We start from the raw sequence: 18814 nt of genomic DNA on the forward strand, positions 1-18814 counted from the left end.
GTAATTACGGTGCTCCAAAAAAAGGAATTGTTTCAAGTCCCATTATTGATGTCACCTACTTCTATGATGATGTTAGCCTTGCCGCCAACTGTCGCGCAACAGGCCCGTTTTGTCGATGATAAGGGACAGGAAATTGCTCCAACAAAAGTCAACATGGTTAGACGCGATATTGATTTAGCTTACTATGCCTATTCCCCGACTGCACCTAAAACAATTCAGGTGAATGGTAAAACATATGAGCTACAATTAATCGATGACCAAGAAATTAAGTCACACAAATTTAGCATCTCAAATACTGTGACAATCACGTATATTTACAAGGAAGTAACTGAAGGTACAGCTGAAAAACCTGTTACACCAACTACTCCAGTTATACCAACAAATAATAAAAAATTTCGTCTTCCTAAAGGCAATAACGGTGTAAAAACGCGTATCCCTGTTAACTACAAACACCAAACAAATTCTTCAAACCAAGGAACTGCAAAATTACGTCTCCCTAAAGGGAATAATGGTGTCAAAACACGTGTACCATCTAAAAAGAACACTCCTATCCTTGCAGTAGATTACCTATAAGTAATAAATAAACAAAGATAAACTAAACTCGTCTTTGTTTTTTTCATTCCTAATCAACACAGTAGTTTTTTAAATCATATATTCCAAGTCGTAACTAGCATCAGAAAGAATACGTGCCAAAAATTGTTGGGTGCGTTTTTCTTTTGGTCTGTAAAAAATGTCCTTTGGACTCCCCTCTTCAATGACATGGCCACCATCCATAAAGACAACATGATTAGCTACATCTCGTGCAAAGCCCATCTCATGAGTAACGACTACCATTGTTGTTCCTTCATTAGCAAGTTGTTTCATAACGTCGAGAACATCCCCGACTAACTCTGGATCAAGTGCAGATGTTGGTTCATCCAACAAGATAACTTCTGGTTTAACTGCAATTGCTCTGGCTAAGCCAATACGTTGTTGTTGACCACCTGAAAGTTGTGAAGGATAGTAATCTTTAAACTCCAAAAGACCAACTTTCTTAAGTGCCTCTTTAGCAATTTGTTGTGCTTCACCTTTTGGAACTTTTCTAGCAATCACTAAACCTTCTAAGATGTTCTCAATGGCAGTCTTATTGGCAAATAAATTGTAATGTTGGAATACAAAAGCCGTTTTCTTTCGTATATCCAAAATCTCTTTTTTCGACAATTTGTCCAAAGAGTAATCCTTACCAGCAATTGTTAATTGCCCTCCATCTGCATTTTCCAAATGATTAAGGCAACGTAAGAAAGTTGTTTTTCCTGAACCAGATGGTCCCAATATAACAACTACATCTCCCTGTTTCACTTGTAGATTAACATCAACAAGAACCTGACGATCTCCAAATGTTTTTGATATATGTTTAGCTTCTAGCATAGTGACTCCCTCTACGTAAATTGCAATTTTCTTTCTCCAAAATTAAAGAGAACTTGAATGATACCACAAATGATTAAATATAAAATGAAGATGACAAAATAAGATTCAAAATATTGATATCCATATGCTGCTTCAACTCGTGCAATTGCTGTTATATCCTTAATCGTCATAACAAAAACAAGTGAGGTACCTTTTACAATATTAATAAATAAGTTACACAAATTTGGCAGAGCAGCTTTAAGCGCTTGTGGAAAAACTATTCTCAAATAGGCTTGTCTTGTTGTTAAACCTATGGCTTGTGCAGCTTCTAGCTGCCCCTTATCAACAGTTAGCAATGCTGAACGAATGATTTCAGATAAGCTTCCTGTTGTCATCAAGCTATAGATAATAAAAGCATAGTAGAGCGGATTAACCTTGAAGATATCTACATGACTTCCAATTCCTTTAAAAAACTGGTTTAGTAAACTGGGGAATAAACTATAAAAAAATAAAATTAACAAAATGGGTGGCGTTGCTCGGATAAAGGCAAGATAAATAACTGAAAATGTTTTGACACCTCTAACCTGATAAATTTGACCTAACGCTAAGAAAAGAGCAGGTAGAAAACTCAATAGAATAGCCACAACCATGATTCCAAGTGTTACTGGGACCCCATGTAAAGCTTTGATAAAGGTATCAATAATAAAAGTTGAATTCATTTTTTACCTCGCTTTGATACTCAATTTTTTCTCTATCATTCTAGAAATTAGAGATATTATTAATGCTATTCCCCAATATACAAGGGCAACAGCTGTGTATGTCTCCAAAGAATAATTTCCTAAATGACGACTAATCAAAAGGTTTCCCTTCCCCATGACATCAATAAATCCAATCGTATAAGCCAATGCTGAATCACGCATTAGGTTAAGCATAGCTGTTGTAATATTAGGTAAAGCAATCCTAAATGCTTGAGGGGCAATAATTCTTACAAAAGTTTGTTCAGAAGTAAGTCCAATACTAAGCCCAGCTTCTAATTGTCCTTTAGGAATTGCTTGATAAGCTGCTTTAAACACTTCTGATATCATTGCTGAAAATAGGAGAACCATGGTCACAAGAACAAATATCAATTTAGACCAATCGTTTATATCTAACCCTAACCACCAATTGAGAAATTCAGGAACTCCATAGAATACCAAGAACAACAATACAATAGGTGGAGTACAACGTAAGATAAAAACATAACCCTTAGCCAGATTTTCAAGAACTTTATTCTTAGAAAGACTTGCCCATGTTATCAAACCTCCTAATAACGACCCTAGTATAGTCGTTAACAAGAGAACTAACAATGTCATTGGTAAGCCCTTTATGATTTCGGGAATTGCTCCAATCACTTTTGAAATGTCGTAATTGACCATATTTTCTCCTAACTAAACTCGTTCAGAAGCTTATCAAAGTAGCCCACTGTTTATACATCACAATCTAATTATTTATCAACAAATGAAAAAACATCTTCGCCAAAGTATTTTTTAGATAACTTTTCAAGCGTACCGTCTTCTTTTAGTTCCTTGATAGCCTTAGTATATTCTTTTGAAAACTCTTCATTCTTACTATCACGATGGAAGAGTGGGTAAGTCGGAATACCTTTATATGGGAACCAAGTTAACTTATCCGCATATTTATGATAAGCACCATCCTTATCAGTCACAGCTTTTTCAAAAGACAATTTAATATCAAAATAAGCATCATAACGATTTTCCAAGACCCATGCATAGGCATCTGAAACTTGGAAAGATTCTGCAGATGTCAACTCAATTGGCTGATCTTTATGTTTATCGTTATACTCCTTGATAACATTCCACTGTGCATTTTGTGGTGAGATAGGTACCAATTTCCCCTTTTGTTTGGCAAAATCTGAGATATTTTTATATTTATCTTTATCTTCCTTACGAATGGTAAATCCAATAATACTTGCTCCAATTGGATCTTTTGGTATGATGAACTTTTTAGCTCGTTCATCTGTGTACCAAGCACCCTTAGTACCAATATCATATTTACCTGACTCCAGACCGATTAAGAGGTCATCATCACTTGTTCCTGTATATTCAAATTTATACTGAGGAAGCTTTTTATCAATTTCCTTTAATACAGCTACCTCATAGCCATCAGAGTTACCATCTTTATCCACAAAATCATAAGGAACATAGTTCTGATTATGGGCAACTTTTAGTGTTGTCACCTTTCCAGAGTCTGATTTTCCCTTTTTATCTCCTGTTAAACTACGTCCAATAACTGTAGCTCCAATAAGTGCTACAACAACAGCTCCACCAATAATCCATGTCTTTTTACTCATATTAATCTCTCCTATTTCTTATAAAATTGCTGCTTCACGAACCCATGCAATACGCTCGAGGCTAATATCACTAGGAATCGTACAATCAGCCCCTATGATTAACCCATGAGTTCCTGTATCAGCAATAATCTCTTTAACCTTTTCTTGAATGACCTCTTTACTTCCATTGTATAAAAGACCATCTTTACCATTTTCAAAACCTCCAAGAACTGTCCGGCCACCAAAAATATTACGACCTTCTGCCAAACTAATTCCTTCAGAAACAACCGCCCAATTAACTACCTGAGCAGGATAATCTTTAAAAAGTTCAATGTTGTTACGGGCCCCTTCATAACCACAAATATGTAGAATATTATGTCCTTTAGCTTCGTTAGCTGCTTCTAAAACCTTTAATTCACTTGGAGCAATGATTTCCTTATAAATCTCAGCGCTAACACGATTATCTTGAATACTTTGAACACTTAGGTAAATACCATCAGCACCTGCTTCTTCAATCACCCTCTGACTAAGACTTGCAATGTCTTCGCCAATAACATCTAAAACATGATTAAACGCCTTACGGTTCTCCACCATGTAATCTGCGATAAGATCATCCCCACCTGAAACTCTTCCAACTAACCATTTAAAATAAGTAACAGGAGCGAAAATATTGTAAATTGCAACAATATCTTCAGGAAAATCGGCAATCAGACTTTTTACAAGTTCAACTTGTGCAGAAATCCAAGGATGTTTTGCACCTAAAGGTTCAAGCCTTTGCAAATCACTGATTGATTTAAAATCTTTAAAAGCTGGTTGTGGGTAGGCAAAGAAACCATCACTCATCAATTTAACAAAATCAGGTTTGACTTCTGCAATAAAATTTTTATGACCAGCTTTGTTCTTATCAATAATTCCTGGATTTTCAAAACCATGTAACCACTCGTCTTCAGTTGTAAAATGATGCCAAAATCCTACTGGAACACGATCAACACTCTCTCCACGAAATGCTTTCAAAACTAACTCTCTTTTTTCTGACATAAGATTCTCCTTTTCTTTTATCCTAATATCAACAGCTTAATGAACATACCTAAAATTCTATAAACTCCTATTATCATCGCTGTTTCAAAAGTGAATGACATAATCCTATCAGAGAATAACAAATCAGTAAAATAAAAAAATTTTATCCTCTGCCATAAATTTAATTTATGATTAAAGTATCAAACTCCCAATCAAGCCAGTAGTTATCTATTATCAAGCTATCTATCACTATAAAGTATTATCCCTGTTGGTTATAAGTAATTCTTAACGCCAAGATAAATAATTTCTATCACAAACATCATTTAATCTCTGGTCTTCTTGAAAAATCACTTATCTGACTAACTTTGCTATAATAGTCTCAAACAAAGCAAAGGAGACTTTTTATGACTAACTTATACGATTTTACAGTTTCAGACCAAGCTGACCAACCTGTGTCTCTCCAGGACTATAAGGGAAAGGTAGTTCTAATTGTCAACACAGCAACAGGCTGTGGTTTGACGCCACAGTATCAGGGCTTACAGAAACTCTATGACAAATACAAAGACCAAGGATTCGAGATTCTTGATTTTCCTTGTAATCAGTTTATGGGTCAGGCTCCAGGTAGTGCTGAAGAAATAAACACCTTTTGCACCCTCAACTACCATACAACCTTCCCTCGTTTTGCCAAAATCAGGGTCAATGGTAAGGAAGCTGAGCCACTTTTTGATTGGCTTAAGAAAGAAAAATCCGGACCACTTGGGGCTAGAATTGAGTGGAACTTTGCTAAGTTTTTGATTAACCGTGAAGGACAAGTCGTCGAACGCTTTTCTTCCAAAACTGATCCACTAAAAATGGAAGAGACTATCACGTTTCTTCTCAATAACTAAAAACAAAAAACGAGAGTAAAACTAGAACGACAATCACTGACTGTCGCCGGTTCTGCTCTCGTTTTCTGTGTTAAGAAAAAAAGTATAGAAAGAAAATTCTCTTTATTTTAGAACAAAGCTGTCAATGCTGTAATCATTCCAAAGATGATACCTGGCGCATTTGCATCAGCCAGGGGAAGGTCACGTTCTTTTTTAAAGAGACCATAGTAAACCCAAAGACTACAGTTGACAGCTGCTACCAAAGGTTGAATAAAGTTTCCTTCATGACCAGACAGATTGTCCATGATTTGTGGCACGTAAGATACGTACATCATTACTGACATGAAGGTCGCTACCCAACATAGGGTTTTCATTTGTTTATCAGACATGTTGATTCTCCTCCTTCATAAAAAAATTCACTTTGTCCTTTAGACCTGTTATATTATCCTCGAGACATGTTTCAATCTTTTAAAATTAAAACAGTGTCCATCTCACGCTATCATAGCAAAGAATGCAAGGATTCTGGGACAATGTTAATAAGCGGAAGTCATAAAAATGTCCCATCATGAGAAAAGAAGCGAAATAGCCAAGGAGCGCTCCAGCTCCAAAACTGAGTCCAAAAGCCCAAAATCGTTTAGCCAACTGGCCATTGCTATACCGCAAAGTCTTTAAAATTCCTAATTATTCCTTGTGGTCATCGACAAATTGTTTGATATAAAAACACATGAGTAGGATTGACGTTAAGGACAAGACAACCCCACTGAACCATGACCACCATCCAAGATAGCGAAACCTGGGCATCATAGTAGGTCTGAATCATCGTATTGGTTTTAGAAATCTCCAACTGCTCGATATCCAGGTAAAAATTCAAGAAGAGATTGGCCACAGAGACCGCACAAGCCCCAATAATACTGACGACAACTAATTTTCGAATATCTTTTACTGAAAACATGGCTTACCATCCAATCTCATAGGTAGTCTGAGGCTGATCGTTGGTCACCACTTCGGTAATCTTGCCACTATTGACGCGAATGATGGTTCTTGCCATATCCGCAATATTTTGGTTGTGCGTCACCATGATTAAGGTAAAAGCCCAGCTTTTCCTTCAACTTCCAGATATAGTCAAGAATCTTGCGCCCTGTTTCTTCATCGAGAGCTCCCGTTGACTCATCTAAGAAAAGAATCTCTGGCTTTTTGGCCAAGGCCCGAGCTATAGACTCTCTCTGATGTTCCCCACCAGACAATTCACTTAGATACTTGTCCAGCTTATCGCCAAGACCCAAATCCTCAATGATCTGCAAAAAATCGTGATTGTTTGCCAGGTCAGCTCCCATCTTTACATTTTGTCTAACCGTTAGATTAGGCAATAAATAATACTGCTGGAAAATAAAGGAAATCTTCTCACGTCTGAAGGCTGTCAATTGAGCATCCGTGAGTTGAGATAAATCCTGTCCTTGAATGAGAATATGCCCCTCATCTACCTTGTCTAATCCGGATAATACGTTTAAGAGGATTGACTTTCCTGATCCAGAAGGGTCTAGGATAACCACATCATCCTGGTCTTGAATCTGCAAATCAATTACTTTTAAAACCTTGGTTTGACCATAGCTTTTGTGAACATTTTCTAGTTGAATCATTTCTTTCCTACCATTTCTTTGATGAGAGATTGACAAACTTCTGTCATTAATCAAATCACTTCTTCCATGCTGAACTGATAAATACCAGAAGCAACCAAAGAGGTCATCCCATGTGAGTAGACAAATAGATGCTGGTACAAGCGACTAGCTTCCTCTAACGTCAACGGATAATCTGCGATAATCGAATCCAGAACCAATTGGTAACTATGATCCTTCATGGGAAGAAAATCTTGAAAGCGACGAATCGGATCCTTGCTAGGATTTTGGAAAAGCAATTGAAAGAGTTGGGGCTCTTTTGAGGCGAACAGGATATAAGCAACCCCGACATATCGAAACGGCTTCTCATCTTCTAAGGACTTGCGTATATACTCCACCACGACCATCTCCGCAGCAATAATAACCTCTGCTTGTAACTCAGACATATTAGCAAATTGCCCAAAAATGACTCTTGGTGTAGCTCCCAGTTTCTCTAATGCCCCAGCCGTCAAACTAGCCATGCCCTTCTCTCTCACCAATTGTAAAGCCGTCCCAATCATAGTCTCTTTACTAAATTTAACCTTTGGTGGCATAAGACTCCTTTCACGCAACAGTTGTTACGCAACATTTGTTACCTAACAAATACCATAACAAAGAAAGACTTGCCAAGAAAAATCTGCAAAGCATAAAACAAAAAACCAGCTCACCGATACAAGTGACGTCTGGTCTACTAATAAATATTCTAAGGTAAATCATTACCTGCAGACAGGTAGATTTGGTACCATTCCTTGCGGGTCAAGGTGACTTCTGCTGCTTTCCCCACTTCAAGGACATGCTGGGGCTTGGTTGTTCCGATGACAGCCTGCATCTTACCTGGATAGCGGAGGACCCAAGCAAGGGCGATAGCTGTCGGAGTGACCTGGTATTTCTTCGCCAAGTCATTAAGGACATGATTAAGGGCTGCAAACTCTTCATTTCCGACAAAATTCCCCTCGAAATAGCCATGCTGGAGGACGGACCAAGCCTGAATCACTGTGTTATTTAAGCGACAATACTCAAAGACACTGCCATCTCGCACGGCTGCTTTAGGACCTTCCATATTAACATGAAAACCAGCCTCAAAGCTCGGTGTAAAGGCCGGCACTCAACTGCAACTGGTTGACTTTTAGGTGCTGTTTGACAGCCGTTTTGAGCAATTCCATCATCATAGGATTTTGATTGGACACTCCAAAATGACGAACCTTTCCTACTTGCTCCAAGTGGTCAAAAGCTGCCGCCACTTCTTCAGGCTCCATGAGGGCATCCGGTCGGTGAAGGAGGAGACTATCTAATCGTTCAATCTGCAGACGCTCAAGGATGCCATCAACGGAGTCCAAAATATAGTCCTTGGAAAAATCAAAATAGGTAAAGCTATCCTTGCGAATACCACACTTGGACTGAATCCACATCTGATTTCGAAGATCCGGACGGCGCTTGAGAACCTTCCCCAGCAGAACCTCACACTGGCCATCACCATAGATGTCCGCTAGGTCAAAAGTGTTAATGCCAATCGACAAGGCTGTATCCACCTAGACCTCCACCTCATCTTCACTCATATGACTAATCCGCATCATCCTAAGAACAATGGTTGATAAACGCTCATTTTCAGCAAACTCAATATACTTCATGTCCGCCTCCTTTTCTATAGTTCTATTGTAGTGAAAAGGGTTTCAAATCTCAAGTTATAGCTTTCATTTATAATTAATCTACTAACTGGTATTAGGATACAAAAAAATAACAAGATTTCTCAATCCTGCTACTTTTTTGTCTTATCATTTTGATAATGTTCAGTCATAGTACAGCCAATTGTCAAGCTAACTGCCTGAGTTAAAGTGATTATTTATCGCCAAAAACTTTGAAACGACCTTCTGTTTGGATGTCTTTGTCTCCTGCTGCTGCTACGATTTGACCAAATGGTGCTTGAGCACGGAGTTTCCAGTTAGCTGGAATGTCATATTTTTCAGCTAATTGTTCATCAACAAGTGGATTGTAGTGTTGTACGTTCATACCGATATTCTTCTCAGCCAAAGCCAACCATGTCGCATAAAGGGCGATTCCATGACCTTGCTCTGACCAAATTGGGAAGTTTTCAGCGTAAAGTGGGAATTGCTCTTGAAGGCCTTTCACTACATCTTGATCTTCATAGAAGAGGATTGTTCCCTTAGCTTGAGCAAAACCTGCCAAACGTTCTTTTGTTGCCTCAAAAGCTTCTGCTGGCGTTACTTTTTCAAGCTCTGAATAAGCGATTTCATTCCAGAAAGCATCTGATTCTTCATCCAGCAAGATCACCACACGTGATGTTTGTGAGTTGAAGGCTGTTGGTGTGTTAAGGACAGCTCCTTGAATGGTTTCAATCAATTCTTGGTTAGAGAGCTCAAGGTCTTTTCCCAAAGCATAGATTGAACGGCGTTTTATTTGTAAGTCTGTAAAGTAGGTCATAGGTATTCCCTCTTCCTTTATCATAAATGTTAATTGTTAAAATTGTTAAGCTACTTTGTAATAACTTTGATTACAATAACCATTATAGCCGTTAAAAATGTAACGTCAATAGTTACGACTCAAAAAATCACTAGTTATTAATATTTCTTTCTTACGCGTGTCAAAATACCATCCTTATCCTAAACTGTTAACTCATTAGAAGATGACCATTTGACCTTGCCTCCACGATTGTTAGTACGCTCTGCTATGCCAACCAAGTCGTCCTTGTTTGCCAATTCAATGACGTGGTAAGCAAGACCAGGCATATCTTTGTCACGTTTGGACAAGTTTTTTCCGCCCCACTCGTTGACAGCAAGGTGACGGTGGTAATCACCTGAAGCAATCCAACTAGCGCTTGGAATGGTAAACTTATCCGCTAGCTCTAAAACATCCTGATAGAAAGTACTTGCTAGCTGACTATCTTTGACTGATAAATGAATATGCCCCATGCGAGTATCCTTAGCTATCACAAAAGGCTCAACCTTCCGTCCCATATCGTAAATTTCTTGAGCTGATAACTCTTCTGTGACACCAACGATGCGACCATCCTCACGAATATCCCATTCAGCAACCGGCTTGTCTCTATAAAGCTCAATACCATTGCCTTCAAGGTCTTCCAAATAAAGGGCTTCACTATAACCATGGTCAGCTGCACCGACAAATGGATAATCCAGATCAGCAATATGTTTGAAAACATCTGCTAAATCTTCGCGAGACGGTAACAAAATCGCCATATGGTAGATACCATAACTGGACTTGACCGCTTCCTCACGATTGGTCTGAATCAGATGGACCAAAGGCTTGTTTCCAGCTCCTAAAACAACTTCCCTTTCCGTTTTGGTTAGGATTCCAAGTCCAACAATCTGTGTGTAAAAGGCCGTCTCCGTCTGACCAGCTAAGTCCTTTACATTGAGTACCGCCTCTGCGAGGTAAATCTTACTATTGTAATCGTATGTCATATGATTTTCTCCTGTGTTGTAATCTTTTATGTGACATTATTATACTTGGTTTTATTGTAATATCAATTATTACAACCTAGAATCAAAAAAGAAACCGAATAATTTTGGCTCTATAATTTCTGTAGTGGGTAAAACCACCATAGAGATTATAGAGCTTTTTGAATGCAGACAAAAAGTCCCATAAGAACTATAATGAAAAGCAACCAAACCATCATTAGGAAGAACTTATGAGACTTATTAAGAATACCACAGAATTAATCGGAATTAAAGACCAAAATATCAAGATTTCACTTGTTTTTGAAACTGACACTCATATCGAGATTAAAGCAAAACTTGATTACCCTGCACCATCATGTCCTCATTGCCATGGAAAGATGATCAAGTACGACTTTCAAAAGCCTTCTAAAATCCCTCTTCTCGAGCAAGCGGGAACGCCAACTCTACTACGTCTGAAAAAACGTCGTTTCCAGTGTAAAAATTGTAGGAGAGTAACGGTGGCTGAGACATCTATCGTTGAGAAAAACTGCCAAATCTCCAATCTAGTCCGACAAAAAGTTATACAACTCCTAACTGAGAAGGGATCACTAACTGATATTGCAAGAAGACTTCGCGTGTCGACGTCCACTGTCTATCGTAAGCTTGATCAGTTTACTTTCAAGGAACATTATGACAAACTTCCAGCTGTTATGTCCTGGGATGAGTTTGGGTTCAAGAAAGGGGAATTGGCTTTTGTGGCGCAGAATTATGAGACAAACGAACTCATAACCATCCTTGATAATCGCCGCCAAACTACTATACGAAACTACTTTTGAAGTATCCATTGAAAGTCCGACAACAGGCACAGTTTATCACGATGGATATGTCTGGAGCTTATATTCCACTGGCTCGCAAGCTCTTTCCAAACGCAAAAATCGTTCTTGATCGTTTCCACATCATCCAGCACCTTGGACGTGCCTTTTTAAAGACAAGAATTGCAATTATGAACCAGTTCGATAAGAAGTCACTACCCTATCGAGCCTTGAAAAATCACTGGCGACTCTTCCAAAAGGACAGCCGTAAACCATCTCTCAACTCTTTTTATTCAAAGACTTTCCGCCAAACTTTAGCACCACATGAAGTTGTCGCGAAGACACTAGTCTTTTCAAAAGAGCTTACTGACTACTATACACTTTATCAGCTTTTGCTTTTTCACTTTCAGGAGAAGAGAGTAGATGAGTTCTTTGAACTGATAGAGGAAAATAGGAGCAAGGTCAATCATTATTTTCAAACTGTCTTTAGGACTTTTCTTAGACACAAGCAATACATCAAAAACGCACTAGAAACGGACTATTCAAACGCGAAACTTGAAGCGACTAATAAGTTGATCAAAGACATCAAACGTTTGGGCTTCGATTTTAGAAACTTTATCAACTTTAAGAAGCGTGTCTTCATCACACTGAACATACATAAAAAAAGGACCTATCCGGTCCTCTCTAGATGTTAGCTTTTCGTCACCCACTACAGTTGACAAAGAGCCATAATTTTCGATTTCTTATCATTTAAGATCTAAAAATCAAGCTCCAGTTTCTTTCCAGTTATCCTTAGCATCCTTTAAAATACCAGCTAAAGTTTTCTTTTCGAGTTCTTTTTCCATTGCCATTTGAACATCTTCTAGGCTCTGATCCAAAATACCATGAATATTACGTCCTACTGGACACGCTGGATTAGGATTGTCATGAAAACTAAAGAGTTGCCCACTTGGACCGATGCTATCCACCGCACGATAAACCTGTAAAAGGTTAATTTCCTCTGGTGCCATGGCTAATGTCGCTCCTCCACTTCCCCTTTGAACAAAAATCAAGTCTGCTTTCTTCAGTTGTGACAAGGTTTTGCGGATAATAACTGGATTGACACCCACACTACTCGCCATTAAATCACTGGTTAGCTTAGTTTCATTTCCCTTATTTTGTGCTATGAGGGTCAAAATATGGACAGCAATGGTAAAGCGACTTGGAATTTGCATATCAAGAACCTCTCGTTAATCTTTTTCTTTTCAATCAATTATAACAAAACCAACGTTGTAAAACAAGGAGTTACAACAACTGAAAGAGTTCCTCTTACACTAAAAAAATAGAGCTATCATAAACTCTATCCTTTTGTATTTGAAAATAAGTAACTAGACTAATAATACATAGTATTATTAGTCTAGTGAGGCTCTAACTTGGTCTTTTGCTTCTTGCGAAGACCTTGTCCTTCGATATGTTGTTTGATCAAGTCCACTACTTCATCATTGGTTGGTAAATCCGAGTGTTGGGCATCTTCACCTGTAACAGTGATTTCAGTGTAACTTTTTGCCTGATTCTGATAGATATATTTCCCAGCGGACACACTAGCATCAGGAACCAGCTCGTCCGAATCATAGGTAATGGTTCCCGCTACCGAATAGACATGCAGGGTAGACGGAATATTCTCTTTAGCAGCTATAAAGTCTGCTAGCATGACCGATTTATTTTTAATATTGGTTTCAGTGAAATTATAGGGCGTTCCGATAGTCATCAAAGAATTTATCTTGACATCGTAGTCGCTAAGATAATTTTCAATAAAAGCCGTATAAATCAAGCCACCATTTGAATGTGCCAACCCTTTAAAATTATTGAAATTGTATTTATTCTGCAAGGCTTCAAAGGCCTGATTCATCATCTTGGCTTGTTTCTTAATGTTGCTATAGCCATCCTTATTATTTTCAAATCCGATAACAATAATAGGCTCATTGTCATTTTTCCTGATATTACCCTCAAAGGTGATACGCCCATTATTCCAAACCTTAACCTTGAGGAGGCTATGCTTGACACCACGACGGTCTTGATTAAGCTTACGTACTAGGCCATCAAATCTATTTTCCGTAGCAGAGCTCCCTGGAATCATGATAATGGGAGACAATTTTGAATTATAGAAAGTCTCTATTTCCTTGACATTTTTCCTAGTCCAACTATAGGATGGGACGGCTAGACCAATGAGAAAGAGAGCAACAAGGATAAAGACCAACTTAGTTTTTTTATTTAGTTTCAAGGCTTTCTCCTTCCTCTTTTAGACCGTGTTGTACCTTATTAGACAGACGCACAAATGGAATAAAGATAAGAATGTCGACTCCCAAACAGAGGATACTAATAGCTAGAGCTCGTAAGCTACCCCCAGTTCCGATAAAGGCGTAAAGAAGACTTGGTGTGCCATCTGGAACTGGATAAACCGCAGCTGGCATAAGATGGATAGCCAAGGACACCGCAGCAATACCTATATTTACCATAGGTGCCAGTAGGAAAGGAACCAAATAAACTAAATTTAACAAGACTGGTATCCCCACCATAAATGGAGCCCCATAGTTAAAGAGACTAGGAAAGACACTTAGAAGACTCACCTTCTTATCCTTATAACTGGTTGATGCTAAAAGCAGAGCCACCAAGAGGGCTAGCCCTGAGCCAATGCCAGCAACCATACCATAACTATGATAAAGGTTTGTTAGCGTATAAAGGTGGGGAAGCCCAGTCGTCGTATGATGAGAAACAGCATAGGTCAGATTTTCCAAGGCAAAACTATCCTCGGCAATGGAATTTGGGGTAAAAACCTGATTATTCCCAATCCAAGCAGAAAAAGTGTTCAAAAGTCCCATCATAAAGGTTGACAACAGATGATTATCAGTTACAGTAAAGGTAGAAGTAAACTTCCTAATCGTTTGAAAAACATTAGCTTGATCTCCAATAACAAGAAGAAGGTTAAGCCCAATAGCTAAAATGAGTGATAAAAAAATGGGACGAACAGTCTTTGGTTGATAAATATAGTCCTTATCCACAATCTGATCATCACTAGCTCTCGAAAAGCGAAAAATCTGGCCAACCAGATACCCCACAAATATAGCCAAAATAATGTTGATTGAATCCGGTAAATTGATACGAGTCAAGACACCATCGTTTAGCGGTGACAGCAACAGCTCCTGCGATCCTATAATCAAGCTAACCAAAAGGGATGTCACACCAGCTGTACCAGTACTTCTACCATAGTGACCAGCTGTGTATTTTCCTGCAAAATAGGTTGATAAGGGCCCTGCTAAGCCACCAAGAAAGTTGGAAAGATTAATGAGCACCTGCCCAGTTATCTTAAAGGTCGGTAACCAGTCAGAAACTGAAAACAGCTGATTGATATAGCCCATCTCCGAAAAAACAGATAGTGAAATCACCCGAATAATTCCTGAAATCAGAAAAAATGGAAAGAGCGAAATCAAGGTCTTTTGAGTAATCTGGACAAAGCCCCGCTCACGAAGCCAGAGAAACCTCAGGATCAAATAGTCTATCATGAAAGACTCCTAGAAATTGGCAAAAGTAAACTTTAAATGCAACGTTTTCTTACATTATAGCACAAAGAAAGAGGCCTCACCTTAATCCTGGGTTACACCAACTTCTCAATCTTACTAAAAATACTTTGTTATCTTTTAATACAAAAAAACATGAGTCTCCACTTTTGAGACTCATGGCCGATTATTTATTAAGCAAAAGTAGTCACATCAGAGGCGTCCAAACGAACAGACTCAAAGCCTTCTTCATCAGCTTTCCCAAGGGCAATAATCAAAATAGGCACATGTCGGTCTTCATCAAGACCAAACGCTTTGGCAAGACCGTCTTTTTTATAGCCACCGATGGCATTTGTATCGTATCCATAAGAGCGAGCAACGAGCATTAACTGCATAGCAGCAAGGCTAGAGTCGATATGGACAATTTCATTCATCACTTCGAAAGGAGCATTCTCATACATTGGTACAATGCTTGATAGTTGTTTCTCCTTGACCTCTTCTGGCATTTTTCCTTGAGTAACGGCCTTCCCATAGATTTCTTCTGCTCTTTCTTGGCTCTTCAAATCGGCAAAAATGAGAACCATGGCTGAGGATGTTTCATTTTGTACACCATTGTAGCTGACAAAAGGTTTCAATTTATCTTTGCCTTCTTCGCTATCAACGACAACAAAGCGCCAAGGTTGCATGTTCACTGATGATGGTGCCGTAACGGTTTTATCCAAGATTTCCAACATTTCTTCACGTGGAATCTTGACAGAGGTATCAAACTTACGAATGGAACGACGGTTATATACAATATCTGAAAAATCATTACTTACTATAGGCATCTTATGTCTCCTTTTTATCATTAGACAAAATTAATATAACCAAGATTATAGCACAAGACTATTTTTATCAAAAACAATTACTACAAAAATACCTAAACTAAAGATTGGTTTTCTTGAGTCCCAGACGTTTCACTTCAGATGAATAGTAAACCATGATGGTCAAGAGGCTGAGTGTGATTAGCCAGATTGACTTAATATAAATGAAGCGCATGAGAAGAGCTGATACAACAGCACCAAGCATAAAACTGCCTACGACAAAGCTATAATTGACCGCCTGGCAACGATATTCTTTCTGATCCTTGCTACCCTGAATAACATAATAAAGTGCCGTCAGCATCCTTCGATAATTTCCTGAAGTCATAAAAATCATAAAGGGGTGATTTTCAATCTGACTACCGGTAAAAGTCTTCATCATGACACCCACAGAAAATGCAATAATCAGAAGCTCTATTAGAGCATTTGGCCTTAAGAATGGTAAAATAGCAGTCATCACAAAAAGAGGAAGTAGACCATGAACACGCCAGTAAGCATTCTTACGATGGTCTTTAAACCACATTCCAAAAAGAAAACCTATGGAAAAGAATAGAGAAACATCGCAATATGTTATGGTACATGCTACTACTACGCCAGTCAGCAACTAACAAGAGAATATTCCCCGTCTGAGTGGCAACCAAACTATGGTAATACATATGACAAAAAACATTCCAAAGCTCCCCCCCAAAAAAACTGAGCAAATTGGCCATCATACGTGTATTCTGAGGCAAAAGATTTCGAGACGCCATTACGTAACTCCCATCTATAAATAAAAAAATGATAGTTTTATTATAGCAAATCTAAAGAAACACACTAAAAAGCAACCCTGACGAGTTGCTTTTTCTATTAAAAATTAACTGTGTCAGGATCAACCTGAGTTTTGATTCCTTGAATCTTATCCAAGACTGCCATGTCTTCCTCTGACAAATTAAAGTCAAAGATATCCAAGTTGGCTTCAATATTTTTTGGTGTCACTGACTTAGGTAGTGGCAAGAAACCTTTTTGAAGGCTCCAACGTAGGGCAACTTGAGCAACAGATTTTCCATTACGTTCAGCTACTGCTTCAACATCTTCATTCCCAAAAATACTACCAGTACCTAGTGGGCTATATGCTTCAAGAAGAATGTCACGCTCTCGGCAATAGGCAACCAAATCTTCTTGGGTACAACCTGGAGCCAAGAGAATTTGATTGACATGTGGCATAATTTCAGCTGTTTCAAAAAGAGCTTCTAGATGATGTTGCATAAAGTTAGACACACCGATAGCACGTATCTTACCTTCTCTGTAGGCTTCTTCCATTGCCTTCCAAGCCCCTGCATTGCCAGCCTTCCAAGCATCATTCTCACGAAGTGCCTTTGGATTTGGCCAGTGGATGAGAAAAAGATCCAAATAATCTACACCTAATCTTTCGAGAGATTCGTCGATAGAGGCCTTAGCCAAATCGTAATCGTGCTTGTCATTCCAGAGTTTAGTCGTTAGGAAAAGATCCTCACGCGCCACATCACTATCAGCAATCGCCTTACCTACAGAAACCTCGTTACCGTAGATTTGTGCTGTATCAATATGTGTGTAACCAACCTTAAGTGCGAAACTAACGCTATTGTAGGCTACTTCCCCTTCTGGAATCTGCCAAGTCCCAAAACCAATTTTAGGAATAGCAACCCCATTTGAAAGTGTATATGTTTCCATCCTGTTCTCCTTTTCAAGTTGTAATAGAATTATCTTAAAAGATATCAGATAAAAATGCAAAGATTTACTATGAACTATAGGAAAAACTCCAAATTGTAGTTTTCTACCAGGTGGTGCTCCTATTCCTTATGATTAATCTCTATCGTCATAACCTTTTGGATGGCTTAAATGCCATGCCCAGGCACTTTCGATGATTTTTTCGATATTGTCAAATTGTGGTTTCCAACCTAGGACTGTACGAGCCTTTTCAAAGGATGCAATCAATGTATCTGGATCACCAGGACGACGACCTGCTTTCTCAGCTGGAATTTCTTTACCAGTAACCTTACGAGCTGCTTCAAGGATTTGAAGATTTGAGAATCCTGTTGAAGAGCCTAAGTTGAAGGCTGTTGACTCATTGCCCTTACGGAGATACTCCTCTGCTAAGAGGTGGGCATCCGCTAAGTCGAATGGATGTACATAGTCACGAACATTGGTACCATCTGAAGTATTGTAGTCATCTCCAAAAATCATGATTTTCTCACGAACACCTTGAGCCACTTGGAGAATAATTGGCAAGAGGTGGGTTTCAGGACCATGATCCTCACCAATCGAACCATCAGGTTTGGCACCCGCCACATTAAAGTAACGAAGAGGAACATACTTGATGCCGTAGGCTTGGTCTGACCACTTCATGATAGTTTCCATCATAAGCTTACTTTCACCGTAAGGATTGATTGGGTTTTGTGGTGTGGTTTCAAGGATTGGAATTTCCTCAGGAATACCATAAGTCGCAGCTGTTGATGAGAAGACAATGTATTTGACACCACATTCGTTCATGACCTCAAGCAACTTCACCATACCAGAGGTGTTATTGTCAAAATATTTAAGTGGTTTTTCCATAGACTCAGCCACAAGTGAGTAAGCCGCAAAATGAATAACCGCATCAACATCAGGATTTTCCTTAAAGACTTTACGCATAAAATCTTGATCTGCTAAATCCCCCTCGTAGAATACAGCGTCTGGATGGACTGCCGCACGGTGACCCGTCACCAAGTTATCCACGACAACAACTTTTTCTTGGCCCGCTTCAACCAAACGGTCCACCATGTGAGAACCGATGTAACCAGCTCCACCTAAAACTAAGATTGCTATAAATTTACCTTTTTCTTATTTTTCTATTATGAAAACATACTTCTAGTCTACGAGACCAACTTGAGTTAAGTAAGGTGAAAGAGGATAAAAAATGGTCGCCAACAGTTAGTTGGCAAGCATTTT

18 protein-coding genes and 5 pseudogenes are annotated in these 18814 nt (G+C 38.7%); 3 read left to right on the plus strand and 20 right to left on the minus strand.

The window, feature by feature from the left end:
• Nucleotides 1-9: 9 nt before the first annotated feature.
• Nucleotides 10-573 (plus strand): hypothetical protein, encoded by a 564-nt coding sequence (locus E3C75_RS11830; protein ID WP_223899661.1) that lies wholly within the window; start codon nucleotides 10-12, stop codon nucleotides 571-573.
• 69 nt (nucleotides 574-642) lie between these two features.
• Here the strand turns inward: E3C75_RS11830 and E3C75_RS09290 are convergent, their stop codons facing one another.
• From E3C75_RS09290 to E3C75_RS09310, 5 genes are all read right to left on the minus strand, one after another.
• Nucleotides 643-1407 (minus strand): amino acid ABC transporter ATP-binding protein, encoded by a 765-nt coding sequence (locus E3C75_RS09290; protein ID WP_084828932.1) that lies wholly within the window; start codon nucleotides 1405-1407, stop codon nucleotides 643-645.
• An 11-nt stretch (nucleotides 1408-1418) separates the two neighbouring features.
• Entirely contained in the window at nucleotides 1419-2105 is a 687-nt protein-coding gene (locus E3C75_RS09295) for an amino acid ABC transporter permease (protein WP_111679648.1), read from the minus strand.
• A 3-nt stretch (nucleotides 2106-2108) separates the two neighbouring features.
• Nucleotides 2109-2801 carry an amino acid ABC transporter permease gene (locus E3C75_RS09300; RefSeq protein WP_084829722.1) on the minus strand — a complete coding sequence of 231 codons (693 nt, stop codon included), beginning with the start codon at nucleotides 2799-2801 and terminating at the stop codon, nucleotides 2109-2111.
• A 68-nt stretch (nucleotides 2802-2869) separates the two neighbouring features.
• On the minus strand, nucleotides 2870-3736 hold the full coding sequence (locus E3C75_RS09305) for a transporter substrate-binding domain-containing protein (RefSeq protein ID WP_084828935.1): 867 nt from the start codon (nucleotides 3734-3736) through the stop codon (nucleotides 2870-2872).
• Between the two features lie 18 nt (nucleotides 3737-3754).
• Entirely contained in the window at nucleotides 3755-4753 is a 999-nt protein-coding gene (locus E3C75_RS09310; RefSeq protein ID WP_084828936.1) for a uroporphyrinogen decarboxylase family protein, read from the minus strand.
• Nucleotides 4754-5136: 383 nt separating this feature from the next.
• Between E3C75_RS09310 and E3C75_RS09315 the strand changes: the two genes are divergently transcribed.
• The gene (locus tag E3C75_RS09315) at nucleotides 5137-5619 is read left to right on the plus strand and encodes a glutathione peroxidase (RefSeq protein WP_084828937.1); all 483 of its coding nucleotides are present in this window, start codon (nucleotides 5137-5139) and stop codon (nucleotides 5617-5619) included.
• 107 nt (nucleotides 5620-5726) lie between these two features.
• On the opposite strand, the gene E3C75_RS09320 is transcribed toward E3C75_RS09315, so the two are convergent.
• From E3C75_RS09320 to E3C75_RS09350, 8 genes and pseudogenes are all read right to left on the minus strand, one after another.
• Nucleotides 5727-5987 carry a SemiSWEET family transporter gene (locus tag E3C75_RS09320; RefSeq protein ID WP_084828938.1) on the minus strand — a complete coding sequence of 87 codons (261 nt, stop codon included), beginning with the start codon at nucleotides 5985-5987 and terminating at the stop codon, nucleotides 5727-5729.
• A gap of 151 nt (nucleotides 5988-6138) precedes the next feature.
• Nucleotides 6139-6550, minus strand: a pseudogene (locus E3C75_RS09325) (ABC transporter permease); the annotation flags it as partial.
• 3 nt (nucleotides 6551-6553) lie between these two features.
• Nucleotides 6554-7235, minus strand: a pseudogene (locus tag E3C75_RS09330) (ABC transporter ATP-binding protein).
• Between the two features lie 50 nt (nucleotides 7236-7285).
• Nucleotides 7286-7804, minus strand: a complete 519-nt coding sequence (locus tag E3C75_RS09335; RefSeq protein WP_084828939.1) for a WHG domain-containing protein — start codon at nucleotides 7802-7804, stop codon at nucleotides 7286-7288.
• Between the two features lie 149 nt (nucleotides 7805-7953).
• Nucleotides 7954-8779 (minus strand): annotated as a pseudogene (locus E3C75_RS09340) (aldo/keto reductase).
• Nucleotides 8780-8878, minus strand: coding sequence for a glutamyl-tRNA amidotransferase (locus E3C75_RS11835; protein WP_223899660.1), 99 nt, complete (start codon nucleotides 8876-8878; stop codon nucleotides 8780-8782). It abuts the pseudogene before it with no gap.
• A 208-nt stretch (nucleotides 8879-9086) separates the two neighbouring features.
• Nucleotides 9087-9689, minus strand: coding sequence for a nitroreductase family protein (locus tag E3C75_RS09345; protein WP_064355605.1), 603 nt, complete (start codon nucleotides 9687-9689; stop codon nucleotides 9087-9089).
• 179 nt (nucleotides 9690-9868) lie between these two features.
• Nucleotides 9869-10687, minus strand: coding sequence for a VOC family protein (locus tag E3C75_RS09350; RefSeq protein WP_065973344.1), 819 nt, complete (start codon nucleotides 10685-10687; stop codon nucleotides 9869-9871).
• A gap of 227 nt (nucleotides 10688-10914) precedes the next feature.
• On the opposite strand from E3C75_RS09350, the pseudogene E3C75_RS09355 reads away from it, so the two are divergent.
• A pseudogene (locus E3C75_RS09355) lies at nucleotides 10915-12163 on the plus strand (ISL3 family transposase).
• A 76-nt stretch (nucleotides 12164-12239) separates the two neighbouring features.
• Here the strand turns inward: E3C75_RS09355 and E3C75_RS09360 are convergent.
• The 7 genes and pseudogenes from E3C75_RS09360 to galE all read right to left on the minus strand — a co-directional run bounded on the left by E3C75_RS09360 (nucleotide 12240) and on the right by galE (nucleotide 18691).
• A complete protein-coding gene (locus E3C75_RS09360; RefSeq protein ID WP_071417530.1) occupies nucleotides 12240-12689 on the minus strand; it encodes an Rrf2 family transcriptional regulator in 450 nt (149 codons plus the stop codon).
• 182 nt (nucleotides 12690-12871) lie between these two features.
• A complete protein-coding gene (locus E3C75_RS09365) occupies nucleotides 12872-13735 on the minus strand; it encodes an alpha/beta hydrolase (protein WP_111679649.1) in 864 nt (287 codons plus the stop codon).
• Nucleotides 13722-15014 (minus strand): PTS transporter subunit EIIC, encoded by a 1293-nt coding sequence (locus E3C75_RS09370; protein WP_014608497.1) that lies wholly within the window; start codon nucleotides 15012-15014, stop codon nucleotides 13722-13724. Before E3C75_RS09370 ends, E3C75_RS09365 begins: the two co-directional genes overlap by 14 nt.
• Before the next feature lie 188 nt (nucleotides 15015-15202).
• Nucleotides 15203-15835, minus strand: coding sequence for a nitroreductase family protein (locus tag E3C75_RS09375; RefSeq protein ID WP_043878288.1), 633 nt, complete (start codon nucleotides 15833-15835; stop codon nucleotides 15203-15205).
• 97 nt (nucleotides 15836-15932) lie between these two features.
• Nucleotides 15933-16617, minus strand: a pseudogene (locus tag E3C75_RS09380) (DUF1275 family protein).
• A 97-nt stretch (nucleotides 16618-16714) separates the two neighbouring features.
• Complete coding sequence (locus tag E3C75_RS09385) at nucleotides 16715-17557, minus strand: aldo/keto reductase (RefSeq protein ID WP_111679650.1); 843 nt, start codon at nucleotides 17555-17557, stop codon at nucleotides 16715-16717.
• 132 nt (nucleotides 17558-17689) lie between these two features.
• Entirely contained in the window at nucleotides 17690-18691 is a 1002-nt protein-coding gene (galE, locus tag E3C75_RS09390; protein WP_111679651.1) for a UDP-glucose 4-epimerase GalE, read from the minus strand.
• Nucleotides 18692-18814 lie beyond the last annotated feature (123 nt).

Source organism: Streptococcus thermophilus, from assembly GCF_010120595.1.
Taxonomy (GTDB): Bacteria; Bacillota; Bacilli; order Lactobacillales; family Streptococcaceae; genus Streptococcus; species Streptococcus thermophilus.